Origin of the sequence: Fictibacillus phosphorivorans, from assembly GCF_001629705.1 — a bacterium.
GTDB lineage: Bacteria > Bacillota > Bacilli > Bacillales > Fictibacillaceae > Fictibacillus > Fictibacillus phosphorivorans_A.
In genome coordinates, this window is sequence record NZ_CP015378.1 from 3,239,583 (window position 1) to 3,254,731 (window position 15,149).

A 15,149-nucleotide genomic window follows, 5' to 3' on the forward strand; every position below is an offset into this window, starting at 1 on the left:
TTTTCATATGGCGCTCGTATTTTTCATATGGCGCTCGTATTTTTCATATGGCGCTCGTATTTTTCATATGGCGCTCGTATTTTTCATATGGCGCTCGTAAATCTTGAGCTTTGCTCTGATTTACGAGCGCCAACGTCATTAAAAAAGCTGATTCTTCTACAGAAGAATCAGCTTCACCATTTATTTCTTTCTTGAAACGCGAACCACGTTTGCAATACTTGCGAGGAGGCCACCCCATAGGATCACCATGCCAATCACCATCATTGTAATCGCACTGCCTGTCATATTAGCTGACCTCCTTTTTCTCTACAACTTCATCAGATTTCCACTTCACGAGACCCAAAACGACTCCAAGTACGATGACGCCAACTGCAACTGAAACACCATACGTAAGGATTAATTCTGTTGGATACTCTTCATAATTTTTTGCAAGGTTTTGTTTGATGTTATCAAACATCATGTAACCAAGAAGGATCGGTGTAATCACGCCTAGACAAACCTTCCACCATAATCCTGTTCTTAAGTCAGAGATTGCGTTCGCATGGTTTTGAAGGCCGGATAATTGTCTTACGAACCAAGCAATGATCACTACTTCTACAAGACCTGCTAACGTGATACCAAAGTTATTGATGAAGTAATCTACGATATCAAGCATGTACAGGCCGCCTTTTGTAGCGAAAAGTAATGAGATAACAGATGCTACTCCTCCACCCATCAACACGGCTTTTGTTCTTGAGATTCCAAATTTATCTTGTAGAGCTGCCACATACGTTTCAACGATCGAGATCAACGATGTCATACCAGCAAACACAAGGGTTAAGAAGAACATGGTTCCAAAGAAGGCATTTCCACCAGGGAACTCATTGATAATTGCCGGGAATACTTCAAACGCTAGTCCGATTCCGCCTTTTACTACTTCATCCACTGGCAGACCTTGTTGCATGGCCATGAAACCTAAAGCGGCGAATACACCAATACCTGCTAGTAGTTCAAAACCTGAGTTTGCGAAACCTGTAATAAACGCATTGTTATTAATATCTGATTTCTTAGGTAGATAGCTTGAATACGTAACCATGATCGCAAATGCGATTGACAATGAGAAGAAAATCTGACCGTAAGCTGCTACCCACACCTTACCGTTACTGATCATGCTCCAATCAGGAGTGAAGAACGTGTTCAAACCTTGAGCTGCACCATCGAGGGTTACGGCACGAATAACGATTAACGTAAACATAATGACTAAAGCTGGAATGAAAATTTTATTAAAACGCTCGATTCCTTTTGAAACACCCTTATAAAGAACAAGAAGCGTCACAACCCAAACGATGAGGAGTGCGATCAAAATACCTGGTACGATGCCGCCCATGTCACCAGGCGTCTTACTTAATTGAAGGACCTTTCCATAAAAGAAATCTGAAGGCTTGTCTCCCCATGTTAAGTTTAATGAATAAATGGAGTACTTAATCGCCCAAGCGATGATTACCGCGTAATAAGTGGAAATAACAAACGCGACAAATACTTGCCACCATCCTAGCCATTCTGCTTTTTTGTGAAGACGGAAATAAGAAAGTGGAGCAGATCCACGGTACTTATGACCTAACGTAAATTCTAGAATCAGTAAGGGAATCCCTGCCGTTAAAAGTGCTATTAAGTATGGGATGAAGAATGCTCCCCCACCGTTCTCATAAGCAACTGCTGGAAATCTCCAGATATTGCCTAGGCCGATAGCCGAGCCGACCGCTGCTAATATAAACCCATAGCGGCTTCCCCATTGCTGCCTATTTTCCATTGTTGTATCCCCCTTGTTATGAAGTCGAAAAGTTTACAATTATTACTTTTTTCTGATAATTCTGTGTTCAGTATATTACAAAACATGAAAACCGTCAAAATGTTTTTAGTTATTTTGTCGGAATAAGGGGGAAAAAGTCGTATGAATATAAGAAAAAGTGCCTGGTTAACTACCAGACACTTTCAAGTTTAAGCGTGATAAGCTTGATCGCTCATGCTATTTTTACTAGAAACTTTTTTAATGATAATGAGTAATAATACAAAGATAACTGCAGATGCAAGAAGGCCAATCCAAACACTCTCTGTTAAGCCAAGTGCAAGATACCCTACTGCAGATACACCTGCAGCCACAAGGCTATAAGGAAGCTGGGTCATAACGTGATCGATATGATGACTTCCTGCTCCTGTTGAAGAAAGGATGGTAGTATCTGATATTGGTGAACAGTGGTCGCCAAATACAGAACCTGCTAGAACGGCCGCCAGAACAGGTAACATGAAATCGATATTTGTAGATGCAGAAATTTCTGCTGCGATCGGAAGCATGACACCAAACGTCCCCCATGAAGTTCCTGTTGCAAAAGCCATTAATCCTGACAGGACAAAAAGAACAAAAGGCAGATAAGCTAAATTCATATGCTGATCAACTAATCCTGCAAGATACGTTCCTGTTCCTAAGCTATCGATGATTGAGATAATCGTCCAGGCAAAAAGTAAGATCGTAACAGCACCGAGCATAGATTGAATACCACGCCCTAGTCCTTTTCCTAATGATGCAGCTCCCATCTTCTTAGGTAGGAAGAATAGTATAGCTGAAGCTAAACCAAGCAGCCCGCCATATACCAATGACTTTGGTACATCTGTATTTTCAAAAATAGATAAAAGTGTGATGGATGTTGGTTCATCAAGCCCTTTCACATTTTGAATGCCGGTATAGATCATGAATCCAACCGTTGAAACAATCAATATCACGATCGGCCACACAAGGTCTCCCACTTTTCCTTTATCACTTTCTTCGAGCTTGATGCCCTCTCCGATTGCTGCTTTTTTATCTGCTGAAATCACTTCACCTGTAGCAAGAGCCGTTTCTTCATGTTTTTTCATCGGTCCAAAATCAAGTTGAAAATATGCAACGATAAACACAAGAACCAGAGCAAACACTGCATAAAAATTCATAGGAATCATTTGAATAAATGCACTAAAAGCAGACATATTCGTAATTTCATGTGTAGCAAAAATCGTTCCAATAATACCAATGATGTACGCTCCCCAACTTGATACAGGTGAGATGACACATACTGGTGCAGCTGTTGAATCAAGATAATAAGCAAGTTTCGCACGTGAGATGCGGTGTCGGTCAGTAATCGGTCTGCTTACATTTCCGACAGCTAAAGAGTTAAAATAGTCATCAATAAAAATGACAAGGCCGAACACAACGGTCAGAAGTTGTGCACCTCTTCTTGTTTTCACTCTCGCGATCGCCCACTCACCAAAAGCGCGGCTTCCTCCAGCTAACGAGATAATGCTCGTCATCATTCCTAAAATCAATAAGAATAGAAGAATATACACATTCCACTCGTTTAACGCACCATCTGAAATAAAGTGACCTTTAACAATCGTACCAATTTCTTTCAGTGTCGCTCCAATACTAAAATCATGAAGCAATAATGCTCCCGCTATGATTCCAGCTCCTAGCGAGACTAACACTCTGCGTGTTAGAACCACCATTAAGATTGCTAGTACAGGTGGTATTAATGAATAAATCGAATTCTCAAATTCCATGATGTTCCTCCTTCTTTTCATTTAGCCATCGATATTGAGGAGTTCTTACAGGACGTTGAGGAAAAATGGACAAAATAAAAAGCGATCAATAGACAAGGAAATAACCTGCTATCAATCACTTAAGTAATTTATGGTTTTCCTCATCGATCAGTAGTCCTCCACTGCTCTAAGTTTCAAAGCAGTGACAGTTTTACACTTATTTAGTGCAAACCCAGCAAAAGTGAACAGACGGTTATCTTTTGCTTCGGCGGAAGTTCCTTTCCTTTTTCTTCACAGACGTCACTCTCTGAAAAAGTACTTATAAAATCCGCTCCTCTACCCCATCGGTGATAGGCTTAAAGACATATAAAATTTTTAATTCAATACTAATTATAACAAACGAGGAAAAATGGTCAACCTATACTGGTTTTGTTAAATGTAGGAAACATTATTCTGCTGTTTCTTCGTCACCCGAGCTTTCTGTGGAGCTATCTTCAGAAGGCTCCAATTCATCTTGAGAGCCTTTTTCTTTTAAATCTGGGGTAATAGGTACAGTTGGTTGAATCGGATCACCTGATTGATTGTAATAGACCGGAACCTCTCCTTTTATAAACTGAGCCGTTATTTTTATTGGTCGTTTCACTACTGTTGTTTCTGTCGCGAAAGGAATTACAATTCTTGTTTTGACCGTAACCACGATATCAATATTGATCCACGTATTGTTGATTCCTGAATTCTCTATTCTCTCCTCGATATCTGTGTTCGCCTCACCAATCAACATAAATTTGATCGGAATCTTTGGACCTAAGTTTGCTAAGAGTGAATTTCTCGTTGCTTGCCCGAGTGGTATTTCCATAATAACGCCCGGTTCGTTCTTATAAGCTGTTATCCCTAGCTCATCATTGGTGATCACTTCATGCGCTTTACCTTCTTCAATCTCCTTCAGGTATTTTTGAACGACTTTTTGTGACTGGTTAGCAACCTGGTTGACTACACTCTGATTGATTCCAGCAAAAACGACATTTCCTTCTGTATCGGTCTTATATTCGATGATGTCATTCATTTCTGAAGGCCCTAATATTTCATTGTCGATCGCTTCACTTATGGCAAGAGCAGCGATTTCCTCCGTTTTCTTTTGGGCGATTAACATGAGTGTTGGTTCGATTCCTTTGTTTACCAGCCATAACCCTTGAATCGTTATAAAAGTAAACAGAATAAACGAGATCAACAGTACAAATCGGAATGGAAGTGGCCCTTTTCGAAGTTTCATTTTTCTGCGCTTAAGCAAAAGGTAACCCCCCTTTATCTACATATACATATGTATGCAGACAAGAGGGGGGCTCATTCAAACTTTATCGTTTTAATTTTTTTCGTACACGACAAAATCGTGTGGATATTTGTTCTTTTCATCTACGATGCCTGGTTTACGTGAGACTTCCATCCATTCATCACGATTGATCTCGGGAAAATACGTATCTGCGTCAAATGTATGGTGAATCTCTGTAACATATAGACGGTCTGCAACTGACATGAACAACTTAAAAATCTCAGTTCCACCAATCACACATAGTTCTTCTGTTTCTTTTTTTAGGACTTCATCAACAGAATGAACCACAGTCGTTCCTTCAGCTTTATAGTGTTCATCTCTCGTTACCACAATATTTTCTCGTCCAGGTAGAGGCTTACCGATGGATTCATACGTTTTTCTGCCCATCACGATCGGTTTTCCCATCGTTACGTTCTTAAAGTGCTTAAGATCATTTGGTAAGTACCATGGAAGATCATTGTCTTTCCCGATCGCGCGATTTTCATCCATCGCTACAACAAACGAGATCATACGCTCACCACACCTTTAATATGTGGATGTGCTTCATAGTCAACAAGTTCAAAGTCTTCATAAGTAAAATCAAAGATACTCGTCACATTCGGATTCATTTTCATCTTCGGAAGCGGCTTTGGCTCACGAGTGAGTTGCAGCTCAACTTGTTCAAGATGATTGGTGTAGATGTGTGCGTCACCTACTGTGTGAACGAATTCACCTGGTTTAAGGCCTGTTACTTGAGCTACCATCATCGTTAACAAAGCATACGACGCAATATTAAAAGGCACGCCTAAAAAGCTATCTGCGGAGCGCTGATAAAGCTGACAGGAGAGTTTTCCATCCGCGACATAAAATTGGAATAACAAATGACATGGCGGCAGTGCCATATTCGGAATATCAGACGGATTCCATGCCGTGACGATTAATCGTCTTGAATCCGGGTTCTTTTTGATGTCTTCGATTACATTTGAGATCTGGTCGATCGTCTCACCGTTCGGAGTCGACCAAGAGCGCCACTGATGACCGTATACAGGGCCAAGGTTTCCCTCTTCATCTGCCCACTCATCCCAGATGCGTACACCGTTTTCCTTTAAATAAGCAATATTCGTATCACCTTTTAAGAACCAGAGCAATTCATGAATAATCGACTTTACATGTAATTTTTTTGTCGTAACAAGCGGAAAGCCTTCTTGGAGGTCAAACCTCATCTGACGACCAAAAACAGAAACGGTCCCAGTGCCTGTCCGATCCTCTTTTTTTGTACCGTTATGTAGAATATCTTGAAGAAAATCTAGATATTGTTTCATCCCTCATCGCCTCCTATTTTTCTTTTAATCGTATCATACGAAAAGTCATAAAAATAGCTTCAACACCTAACACTTTTTCCCTTCTGTACACATAAAAATAATAGTGAAGAAAGGAGTGGAAGCATGTTAGAGATGAACCCGATCTTAATCGAAGGACATCCGTTTACCGCTGTCACCCTTCGTTTGCCAAAAACGAATTTTATGGCTGTATTCAACGACAATGGATATATCATGTGTGGAGCACTAGATGTGGCACTATTAAACGAAAAGTTAGCAGACCGTAAAATTATCGCAGGACGCGCTGTTGGAGTAAGAACAATCGAGCAGCTGTTGGATGCACCTTTAGAATCTATTACTCTTGAAGCAAAAGAAAAAGGTATTGAAGTTGGTATGCAAGGGCGAAAAGCACTTTTAAAAATGATCTAAATCATCACTTATCGGCGAGATTTGAAATATAGCGGCAAGAAAAAGAAGATATCGGCAAAAAATCATTTATATCAGCAACTTTTCAAATATATCGGCGAAAAATGAAATATATCGACATTTCACATAAAACGACAACACCCTCTACCAACAATAAGGCAGAGGGTGTTCACTTTATGCTTTAAAACGATCTCTTGTTATTTTTAATGAAATAAGATTAATGCATAAGACCAAGGATAAGAACTGAATACGCTTCGAATCATTGATATATATGTAGATACATAGCAGGTAAACGCCACTGACGATAAAGGCAATCTGTAAGCAGTACATCATCTGAATCAATTTTTTGAAATTCAAAGTGATCCCCACTTTCTTCATTCAGCAAAACTGATTTCATTCACCCTATTAGTATATCAGTCTACAGTGAAAAATGAATCGTTTCCTTCTTTTTGAAATGGATTTGTAATATAAGGAAAAACTAAAATAAATCCAACTGCCTCGGTGCCAAAAAGTCATAATGAATATCCAGAAGTTCAATCATCTGCTTCGCATTATCAGCAGCATCTCCACCCGAATTATTGTTAAAAAGAATGGTCAGATCCTTCGTTTCTGAAGCAAGTTGTTGGATTCGCTCTCTCCATTCTTTAAGCTCTGCCTCATTATAACGATAAAGATATCGAACTTCTCTCCAGTTCGGCTGACCTTGGTTGTTCCAGCCATATACGTTTCGACCATGCATCCGAACAAGTGTCTTATTCGGTGTTGTGTGCATAACGATCGGGATCGAGCCTTGTCCTGCTTGAGGTTCATCACAAATCGTATGAATCCAGTTTTCTTCCCTAGTAAATTGCAGGGTCTTTTCCTTCATCTCTTCACTGAACCACGTTTGATTACGAAACTCAAGAGCTACAGGAATGTCACCCATCATTTCTTTTGCATAGCGAAGCATTTGAACATTTTCTTTCTTACAATCAAACCATGGTGGGTATTGGAATAGGACCATCTCAAGCTTACCTGAATTGATTACAGGTTGAATGGACTCAATAAACGCCTCATACATTTCTTTAACAGATTCAAAAGGCAGCTTGCCTCTTGAATGTCCCGTCATCCCTTGATAAGCCTTTACAACAAACGAAAAATCCTTTGGTGTAGATGCTACCCACTTCTCATAGTTTTTACCAGGCTGAACCGCATAGAAGGAAGAATCAACTTCTACCACAGGAAAGTGGCCGCTATATACAGCGAGCTTATCTCTTGCAGGAGTACCGTCTGGATAAAGAGAATCATGATCTCCCCAGCCTGTTACACCGATTTTTATCATTCTTAGAAGTCACCTGCCTATGAGTTACAATTTATTTAAACCTTTGGATTGAACAAAGTCTTTCATATACGTTCGTTTAGGTGATGCCATCGAAGCTGTAATCTGAGTGACCCAGCCTTCTGTACGTTTTCCACCTGTTCTTTCTGAGTAATATTCAGCCGTTTCTTGTTCATATTGATTCAGGAGGTCTTGAGTTTCCTCTTTACTTTTGTATTGATTCTTATAAAAAACAGCTTCCATTGGCAAACGAGGCTTTTTCCCAGGTTCTGCATCTGGATACCCTACAGCTACACCAAATAACGGAAGTACATGTTCTGGGCAATTCAACAGATCTGAAACTTCTTGCAGAGAATTTCGAAGCCCTCCGATATACACGATACCAAGTCCAAGAGACTCAGCTGCTATAGAAAGGTTTTGCGCAGCCAAAGCGGCATCCACTGTTCCTACGATAAATGCTTCAGTCGATTGAATCGTTTCGTGAATATCTATTGTTTTCATATCGGCTGCTATTTGATGACGGTTGTAATCCATACAAAAAACAAAGAAATAACCGTTGTCTGCGACGTACGATTGATTACCTGCAAACTCAGCTAATTTTTCTTTCTTTTCCCGGTCTTCTACTCCAATAATCGTACAAACTTGTTGATAGCTTGAAGTAGATGCAGCTTGAGCACATTGTACAAGCGTTTCGACCGTTTCTCCATCTAATGGCTCGTTCTTAAATTTTCGAATCGATCGATGTGCTAATATCGTTTCAATAGTCTCGTTCATTGCATATGCTCCTTCTCTAAAGTTTATTGTTGATTGCATTATATCTTTTTCGTATATAAAAAAGCGAACCATTTGAAGTCTCTATAAGATCTACTTCTCTTTCGAGCAAAGTGATGGTATACTATTCTAGCGATGAGCTAATTGCATAAGACGAGATTGACGCGCCTTTTTTGGCAATGCACTATGTGGAGTGCTGTCTCTCGCCGCAATATACGCAAAAAAGACGTCCAATCGGGCGTCTTTTTTCTATATAACGAAAACAAAGAATTAGTAAGGAGAGAAAAGATGAGGAGAAATTTTGTAATCTTACTTCTATTATGCTTGTTTGTAACACTTTTATCTGCTTGTTCAAAAAATGAAACATCAAAATTAGCCGACAACTCTGACAACGCATCCAATAAAGAGAATGTAGAACTGACGATTTCGGCAGCAGCCAGTTTACAAGATGTTTTAAATAAATTGGCGACTCAATATGAAAATGAACATCCAAATATCAGCATCACCTATAACTTCGGAGGCTCTGGTGCCCTTCAACAGCAAATTTCTAACGGTGCACCTGTTGATCTGTTCTTCTCAGCAGCAGAAGATAAATTTGATCTACTTGTTGAAGAGGGATTTATCGAAAAGAATAAAGGAACGGACCTTGTCGGAAACGAGCTAGTCTTAGTTGTTGGGAAAGATCAAGCACAAAATATAAGGGCATTTGAAGATTTACCTAAAATAAAGAAAATGGCTATCGGTACCCCGGAGACCGTTCCAGCAGGGAAATACGCAGTAGAAACTTTAGAAAGATCAAACCTTCTAAAAGAAGTTGAACAGCAAATTGTTTATGCCAAAGATGTTCGTCAAGTGCTTACATATGTAGAAACAGGTAATGTCGATGCAGGTATCGTCTATAAGACGGATGCGATGATTTCTTCTAAAGTAAAAATCGCCGCTGTTGCTAAATATAACACTCATTCACCTATCATCTATCCAGTCGGAATAATAAAAGGTACTTCTCATAAGAAAGAAGCAGAGAAGTTCTATAATTATTTACAAAAAGAAGAATCATTAAAAACGTTTGAAAAGTTTGGGTTTCATAAAGTTAAAAAATAGCTTGCTTAAGAGTCCATGTAACCATAAAAAAGCCTTGGTGTATGCTAACACCAAGGCTTTTCTTTATTAACCGATAGAACCTTCCATCTCGAACTTGATCAGACGGTTCATCTCTACTGCATATTCCATCGGAAGTTCTTTCGTAAACGGCTCGATGAAGCCCATTACGATCATTTCCGTTGCTTCTTGTTCAGAAACACCACGGCTCATGAGGTAGAATAACTGATCTTCAGAAACTTTGGATACAGTTGCTTCATGCTCTAGTGTGATGTTGTTGTTAAGAATCTCATTGTACGGAATCGTATCTGAAGTGGATTGGTTATCCATGATCAGCGTATCACACTTGATGTTAGATTTAGATCCATCAGATTTACGTCCGAAATGAGCGATCCCACGGTAAGTTACTTTACCGCCATGCTTTGAGATCGATTTAGATACGATTGTAGAAGAACAATCAGGTGCTAAATGCAAAACTTTTGCTCCAGCATCCTGGTGCTGTCCTTTACCAGCGATCGCGATAGAAAGGATCGTACCTTTCGCGCCACGGCCTTTCATGATAACAGCCGGATATTTCATCGTAAGACGAGATCCGATGTTTCCATCTACCCATTCCATCGTTGCGTTCTCTTCAGCTACAGCACGCTTTGTAACAAGGTTGTAGATGTTGTTCGCCCAGTTTTGGATCGTTGTATAACGGCAGTAAGCGTTCTTCTTAACGATAATTTCAACAACCGCACTATGAAGTGAGTTTGTAGAATAAACTGGTGCTGTACATCCTTCTACGTAGTGTACAGAGCTATCTTCGTCCGCAATGATCAGCGTACGCTCAAACTGACCCATGTTTTCTGAGTTGATTCGGAAGTATGCTTGAAGTGGAGTATCACATTTTACGCCTTTTGGTACGTAAATGAAAGATCCACCAGACCATACAGCAGAGTTAAGTGCTGAGAACTTGTTATCAGATGGCGGAATGATCGTTCCAAAATGCTCACGGAAGATCTCTTCGTGCTCTTTTAAAGCTGTATCTGTATCTGTGAAAAGAATACCTAAGTCAGAAAGGTCTTCTTTCATGTTGTGGTAAACAACCTCTGATTCGTACTGTGCAGATACACCTGCAAGGTACTTCTGTTCTGCTTCTGGAATTCCTAGCTTGTCAAAAGTCGCTTTGATTTCAGCAGGAACTTCATCCCAAGACTTCTCAGATTTCTCAGATGGCTTAACATAATACGTAATATCATCAAAGTTTAAGTCCTTCATGTCTCCGCCCCATTGTGGCATTGGCATCTTATAGAACTGCTCTAATGACTTCAAACGGAATTCTAGCATCCATTCAGGCTCGTTCTTCATGCGTGAGATCTCTTCAACGATCTCTTTTGTTAACCCACGCTTCGATCTGAAAATGGAAACGTCCTTATCTCTAAAACCATATTTATATTCGCCGATATCCGGCATTTTCTTAGCCATTACAGAATCCCTCCTTACTGGATTGGCACTCTATTACTCATTTTCAAAAGGAACTTATTCTTCCTCTTCCTCATCTTTTCCTACTCCTTGCTCCATCGCCTTCCACGCAAGAGTGGCACACTTGATGCGAGCAGGGAATTTAGAAACGCCAGAAAGAGCTTCGATGTCACCTAGATCATAGGATTCATCATCATAGTCGTTCCCTAACATCATATCATAAAAAATCTTTGCAAGCTTTACAGCATCTTCGACAGGAAGACCTTTAACAGCCTGTGTCATCATAGAAGCTGACGCTAAACTAATCGAACACCCTTCACCGTCAAACTTGGCAGATTCAATCTTTCCATCTTCCACTTTTAACGTGAGCTGAATGCGATCGCCGCATGTTGGGTTGTTCATATTAATCGTCAGAGCATTATCTTCAATAACCCCTTTGTTGCGTGGGTTTTTGTAATGATCCATGATAACTTGTCGATATAGCTGATCTAAATTAGAAGACATGACCGAAATACTCCTTTGCTGTTGTTAAGCCTTTAAGAAAAGCATCGATGTCATCTTCAGTGTTATACAGGTAGAAGCTAGCACGTGCTGTTGCTGTAACGTCTAACCACTTCATGAGAGGTTGTGCACAGTGATGACCTGCACGAACAGCAATACCCTCAGAATCTAGAACAGTTGCTACATCATGTGGATGAACATCATCTAAGTTGAACGTTACAAGCCCTGCTCGTTCTTTCGGACCAAAGATCGTAACACCCTCTAAATCTGAAAGACGCTCCATCGCATATTCAGCAAGAACATGTTCATGTTTTAACACATTATCAAGACCTATTTCTTCTAAGAAATCAATCGCAGCACCTAGACCGATCGCTCCAGCGATGATCGGTGTACCACCCTCAAACTTCCAAGGCAGCTCTTTCCACGTTGATTCTTGAAGTCCTACAAAATCAATCATCTCTCCACCGAACTCAACAGGATCCATCTTGTTTAAAAGTGCTTTTTTTCCATAGAGCACGCCGATGCCTGTAGGTCCACACATCTTATGTGCTGAAAAGGCAAAGAAATCACAATCGAGATCTTGAACGTCAACTTTCATGTGAGGTGCGCTCTGTGCGCCATCCACTACCATTACAGCTCCGTTCTTATGTGCGATCGCTGCGATCTCTTTGATCGGATTGATCGTTCCTAATACGTTTGATACCTGCATAACTGAGACGATCTTAGTATGCTCTGTAACTGTATTTTCAACATCCACAAGATCAATCGTGCCATCAGGCTGTAAAGGAATGTACTTAAGCGTTGCACCAGTGGTTTTAGCCACTTGTTGCCATGGAATGATGTTGCTGTGATGCTCCATAGGAGTGATCACAATCTCATCACCTTCAGAAAGGTTAGCCATACCATAGCTTCTTGCTACCGTATTAATCGCTGTTGTTGTACCACGTGTAAAGATAATCTCCTGTGTGGACTTAGCTCCGATGAAGCGGCGTACCTTTTCACGTGCTCCCTCATAACCATCTGTAGCACGAGTTCCAAGTGTATGAACACCACGGTGAACATTTGAGTTGTACTCTTTGTAATATTTATCTAAAGCTTCGATTACTTGTATCGGTTTTTGTGAAGTGGCTGCACTGTCAAGGTAAACGAGAGGTTTGCCGTTAACTTCCTGATCCAGGATAGGAAACAGCTTTCTCCATTCGTTTGCACTCATTAGCGCACTTTCCTTTCAATAACCTCGACTAATCGATTTTTAACAGATTCTAAAGGCATCTGACTAACGACAGGTGCTAAGAATCCATGAATGATCAAGCGCTCCGCTTCAGCTTTTGGAATACCACGGCTCATCAGATAGAACATTTGAAGAGGATCGATTCTTCCAACTGATGCAGCATGACCTGCTGTAACATCATCTTCGTCGATCAACAGGATCGGGTTCGCATCACCACGTGCTTTCTCACTTAACATAAGTACACGTTCCGTTTGCTCACCATGAGACTTTGTAGCACCGTGCTCAATTTTTGTAATACCGTTAAAAATAGAGCTCGCGTTATCTTTCATTACCCCATGAGTAAGGATGTAACCTTCAGAATGTTTTCCGTGGTTAAAGATTTGCGCTACGAAGTTTTGCTTTTGATCACCGCGACCGATTGTTACCGTCTTCGTATCCGTAAAAGATCCGTCACCGATCAAGTGAGTCGTGTTATCAGAAACGGTATTTCCGTCGTTAAACTGACCAAGCGCCCACTCGATGCGAGCATCTTTCTCAGCACGTCCTCTGCGGTTCACGTATGTTGTCATTCCTTTTGCAAGGTTATCTACAGCACCGTAAACGACTTTTGCACCGCTGCCTGCATATACTTCAGACACGATGTTAGCAACAGATTCTGAAGATTCATTCGTTGATAAGTAATTTTCTACATACGTTACTGAGCTGTTATCTTCAGCCGCAACGATAACATGGTTGAAGATCGCTGCTTCATCATCTTGGTAATAAACCGCTTGAATCGGAGCAGAAAGTTCAACGTTTTTAGGAACATAAAGAAATGCTCCATTCACAAATAGTGCCGCATGAAGTGCTGGTAAACGGTTCTCATCCATTGCTACAGCTTTCATGAAGTACTTTTTCACAAGATCTTCATGCTCTTTTGCAGCAGTTAGAAGATCTGTATAAATAACACCTTGACCCTTTACAGACTCTTCAAGTGCAAAATAAACAGGTGTTCCATTATGGATAACAAGAACATTTTTCGCTTCTTCTTCAGAACCGATCAATGCCTTAACATCTTCAGGAAGTTCATTGAATGCAACAGGAGTGCCAGTTGCTTCATGTTTGAATTCTGTAAAGTTCCATTTATCGATCTTAGTTTTATCCGGTTTAGGCATCGGAAGTTCTTGTGCTAATTCCAATGCTTGCAAACGAAGTTCCTGCAGCCAAGCGGGTTCCTGTCTGCTGTTTGAAAAACCGGTTACGTAGTCCTTATCAAATCTTAGGCTCGTATCAACTGACATGTATAGTCCCCCTTAATGCTTACGCTTCTTGACCAACAGTTTCGTCTTTAATTCCTAGCTCTTCTTTAATCCAGTCATAACCTTCAGCTTCTAGACGGTGAGCTAATTCAGGTCCACCAGATTTCACAATACGTCCTTGCATCATCACGTGTACTTTATCAGGAGTGATGTAGTTCAATAGACGTTGGTAATGCGTGATGATCAAGCAACCGAAATCAGGGTTGCGCATTTCGTTAACACCTTTTGCAACAACTTTAAGAGCATCGATATCAAGCCCAGAATCAATCTCATCAAGGATAGCTAATTTAGGCTCAAGCATCATCATTTGAAGGATTTCGTTACGTTTCTTTTCTCCACCTGAGAATCCTTCGTTTAAGTAACGGTGAGCGAACGCATTGTCCATCTCAAGGTGATCCATCTTTTTATCTAACTCACGGATAAATTTCATTAAAGAAATTTCGTCGCCTTCTTCACGCTTAGCATTGATAGCAGAACGTAGGAAGTCAGCGTTCGTAATACCGCTTACTTCTGATGGGTACTGCATAGCTAAGAAAAGACCAGCTTGCGCACGCTCATCAACTTCCATATCTAAAAGATCTTCTCCGTTGAACGTAACTTTACCAGAAGTTACTTCATATTTCGGGTGTCCCATTAACGCTGCAGAAAGAGTAGACTTTCCTGTTCCGTTAGGTCCCATGATCGCGTGGATTTCTCCACCATTTATTTCGAGATCTAAACCTTTAATAATCTCTTTATCTTCAATAGATACACGAAGATCTTCAATCTTTAAATTAGGTGCTGACATAATACAACCTCCATTAAGAAATCATTCTCAAGATTTTGATAAAAGGCACAAAATAGCCATTCTCAATTTATTCTCATTCTAATC

Annotated in this window: 15 protein-coding genes and 1 riboswitch; of the genes, 2 read left to right on the forward strand and 13 right to left on the reverse strand. The window is 40.4% G+C overall.

The window, feature by feature from the left end; genetic code table 11:
* Positions 1 to 180: 180 nt before the first annotated feature.
* The 6 genes from ABE65_RS21950 to ABE65_RS16685 all read right to left on the reverse strand — a co-directional run bounded on the left by ABE65_RS21950 (position 181) and on the right by ABE65_RS16685 (position 6,174).
* Positions 181 to 285, reverse strand: coding sequence for a methionine/alanine import family NSS transporter small subunit (locus ABE65_RS21950; RefSeq protein WP_137791787.1), 105 nt, complete (start codon positions 283 to 285; stop codon positions 181 to 183).
* A 1-nt stretch (position 286) separates the two neighbouring features.
* Positions 287 to 1,789 (reverse strand): sodium-dependent transporter, encoded by a 1,503-nt coding sequence (locus tag ABE65_RS16665; RefSeq protein ID WP_066397313.1) that lies wholly within the window; start codon positions 1,787 to 1,789, stop codon positions 287 to 289.
* Between the two features lie 188 nt (positions 1,790 to 1,977).
* The gene (locus ABE65_RS16670; protein ID WP_066397315.1) at positions 1,978 to 3,567 is read right to left on the reverse strand and encodes a Na+/H+ antiporter NhaC family protein; all 1,590 of its coding nucleotides are present in this window, start codon (positions 3,565 to 3,567) and stop codon (positions 1,978 to 1,980) included.
* Positions 3,568 to 3,710: 143 nt separating this feature from the next.
* A riboswitch (Lysine riboswitch) is annotated at positions 3,711 to 3,893 on the reverse strand.
* Between the two features lie 101 nt (positions 3,894 to 3,994).
* Entirely contained in the window at positions 3,995 to 4,834 is an 840-nt protein-coding gene (gene yunB / locus ABE65_RS16675) for a sporulation protein YunB (protein WP_066397317.1), read from the reverse strand.
* A 72-nt stretch (positions 4,835 to 4,906) separates the two neighbouring features.
* Complete coding sequence (locus ABE65_RS16680; RefSeq protein WP_066397320.1) at positions 4,907 to 5,383, reverse strand: dihydrofolate reductase; 477 nt, start codon at positions 5,381 to 5,383, stop codon at positions 4,907 to 4,909.
* On the reverse strand, positions 5,380 to 6,174 hold the full coding sequence (locus ABE65_RS16685; protein WP_066397322.1) for a thymidylate synthase: 795 nt from the start codon (positions 6,172 to 6,174) through the stop codon (positions 5,380 to 5,382). Before ABE65_RS16685 ends, ABE65_RS16680 begins: the two co-directional genes overlap by 4 nt.
* 123 nt (positions 6,175 to 6,297) lie before the next feature.
* On the opposite strand from ABE65_RS16685, the gene ABE65_RS16690 reads away from it, so the two are divergent.
* Entirely contained in the window at positions 6,298 to 6,600 is a 303-nt protein-coding gene (locus ABE65_RS16690; RefSeq protein ID WP_066397323.1) for a YunC family protein, read from the forward strand.
* A 475-nt stretch (positions 6,601 to 7,075) separates the two neighbouring features.
* Here ABE65_RS16690 and ABE65_RS16695 read toward each other — a convergent pair whose 3' ends face one another.
* Positions 7,076 to 7,918: a DUF72 domain-containing protein gene (locus ABE65_RS16695; protein WP_066397325.1), complete on the reverse strand. Its 843-nt coding sequence runs from the start codon at positions 7,916 to 7,918 to the stop codon at positions 7,076 to 7,078.
* Between the two features lie 24 nt (positions 7,919 to 7,942).
* The gene (nfsA, locus tag ABE65_RS16700) at positions 7,943 to 8,689 is read right to left on the reverse strand and encodes an oxygen-insensitive NADPH nitroreductase (RefSeq protein ID WP_066397327.1); all 747 of its coding nucleotides are present in this window, start codon (positions 8,687 to 8,689) and stop codon (positions 7,943 to 7,945) included.
* A gap of 285 nt (positions 8,690 to 8,974) precedes the next feature.
* Here nfsA and modA point away from each other — a divergent pair, with 285 nt between their 5' ends.
* Positions 8,975 to 9,787: a molybdate ABC transporter substrate-binding protein gene (gene modA / locus ABE65_RS16705; RefSeq protein ID WP_066397329.1), complete on the forward strand. Its 813-nt coding sequence runs from the start codon at positions 8,975 to 8,977 to the stop codon at positions 9,785 to 9,787.
* 66 nt (positions 9,788 to 9,853) lie between these two features.
* On the opposite strand, the gene sufB is transcribed toward modA, so the two are convergent.
* The 5 genes from sufB to sufC are packed head-to-tail and all read right to left on the reverse strand — an operon-like array spanning position 9,854 to position 15,065.
* Positions 9,854 to 11,251 carry a Fe-S cluster assembly protein SufB gene (sufB, locus tag ABE65_RS16710; RefSeq protein ID WP_066397332.1) on the reverse strand — a complete coding sequence of 466 codons (1,398 nt, stop codon included), beginning with the start codon at positions 11,249 to 11,251 and terminating at the stop codon, positions 9,854 to 9,856.
* Positions 11,252 to 11,305: 54 nt separating this feature from the next.
* Positions 11,306 to 11,752: a Fe-S cluster assembly sulfur transfer protein SufU gene (gene sufU, locus ABE65_RS16715; RefSeq protein ID WP_066397334.1), complete on the reverse strand. Its 447-nt coding sequence runs from the start codon at positions 11,750 to 11,752 to the stop codon at positions 11,306 to 11,308.
* Positions 11,742 to 12,962: a cysteine desulfurase gene (locus tag ABE65_RS16720; RefSeq protein WP_066397336.1), complete on the reverse strand. Its 1,221-nt coding sequence runs from the start codon at positions 12,960 to 12,962 to the stop codon at positions 11,742 to 11,744. The genes sufU and ABE65_RS16720 overlap by 11 nt, the downstream gene beginning before the upstream one ends.
* The gene (gene sufD / locus ABE65_RS16725) at positions 12,962 to 14,260 is read right to left on the reverse strand and encodes a Fe-S cluster assembly protein SufD (RefSeq protein ID WP_066397339.1); all 1,299 of its coding nucleotides are present in this window, start codon (positions 14,258 to 14,260) and stop codon (positions 12,962 to 12,964) included. Before sufD ends, ABE65_RS16720 begins: the two co-directional genes overlap by 1 nt.
* A 19-nt stretch (positions 14,261 to 14,279) precedes the next feature.
* A complete protein-coding gene (gene sufC / locus ABE65_RS16730) occupies positions 14,280 to 15,065 on the reverse strand; it encodes a Fe-S cluster assembly ATPase SufC (protein ID WP_066397344.1) in 786 nt (261 codons plus the stop codon).
* Positions 15,066 to 15,149 lie beyond the last annotated feature (84 nt).

Excerpts from the sequence above, each read along its gene's own strand:
- sufD (WP_066397339.1), bottom strand. The coding sequence starts at position 14,260 with ATGTCAGTTGATACGAGCCTAAGATTTGATAAGGACTACGTAACCGGT.
- sufU (WP_066397334.1), bottom strand. The coding sequence starts at position 11,752 with ATGTCTTCTAATTTAGATCAGCTATATCGACAAGTTATCATGGATCAT.
- ABE65_RS16670 (WP_066397315.1), bottom strand. The coding sequence starts at position 3,567 with ATGGAATTTGAGAATTCGATTTATTCATTAATACCACCTGTACTAGCA.
- nfsA (WP_066397327.1), bottom strand. The coding sequence starts at position 8,689 with ATGAACGAGACTATTGAAACGATATTAGCACATCGATCGATTCGAAAA.
- ABE65_RS16680 (WP_066397320.1), bottom strand. The coding sequence starts at position 5,383 with ATGATCTCGTTTGTTGTAGCGATGGATGAAAATCGCGCGATCGGGAAA.
- ABE65_RS16665 (WP_066397313.1), bottom strand. The coding sequence starts at position 1,789 with ATGGAAAATAGGCAGCAATGGGGAAGCCGCTATGGGTTTATATTAGCA.
- modA (WP_066397329.1), top strand. The coding sequence starts at position 8,975 with ATGAGGAGAAATTTTGTAATCTTACTTCTATTATGCTTGTTTGTAACA.
- ABE65_RS16690 (WP_066397323.1), top strand. The coding sequence starts at position 6,298 with ATGTTAGAGATGAACCCGATCTTAATCGAAGGACATCCGTTTACCGCT.
- sufC (WP_066397344.1), bottom strand. The coding sequence starts at position 15,065 with ATGTCAGCACCTAATTTAAAGATTGAAGATCTTCGTGTATCTATTGAA.
- ABE65_RS16720 (WP_066397336.1), bottom strand. The coding sequence starts at position 12,962 with ATGAGTGCAAACGAATGGAGAAAGCTGTTTCCTATCCTGGATCAGGAA.
- ABE65_RS16685 (WP_066397322.1), bottom strand. The coding sequence starts at position 6,174 with ATGAAACAATATCTAGATTTTCTTCAAGATATTCTACATAACGGTACA.
- ABE65_RS16695 (WP_066397325.1), bottom strand. The coding sequence starts at position 7,918 with ATGATAAAAATCGGTGTAACAGGCTGGGGAGATCATGATTCTCTTTAT.
- sufB (WP_066397332.1), bottom strand. The coding sequence starts at position 11,251 with ATGGCTAAGAAAATGCCGGATATCGGCGAATATAAATATGGTTTTAGA.
- ABE65_RS21950 (WP_137791787.1), bottom strand. The coding sequence starts at position 285 with ATGACAGGCAGTGCGATTACAATGATGGTGATTGGCATGGTGATCCTA.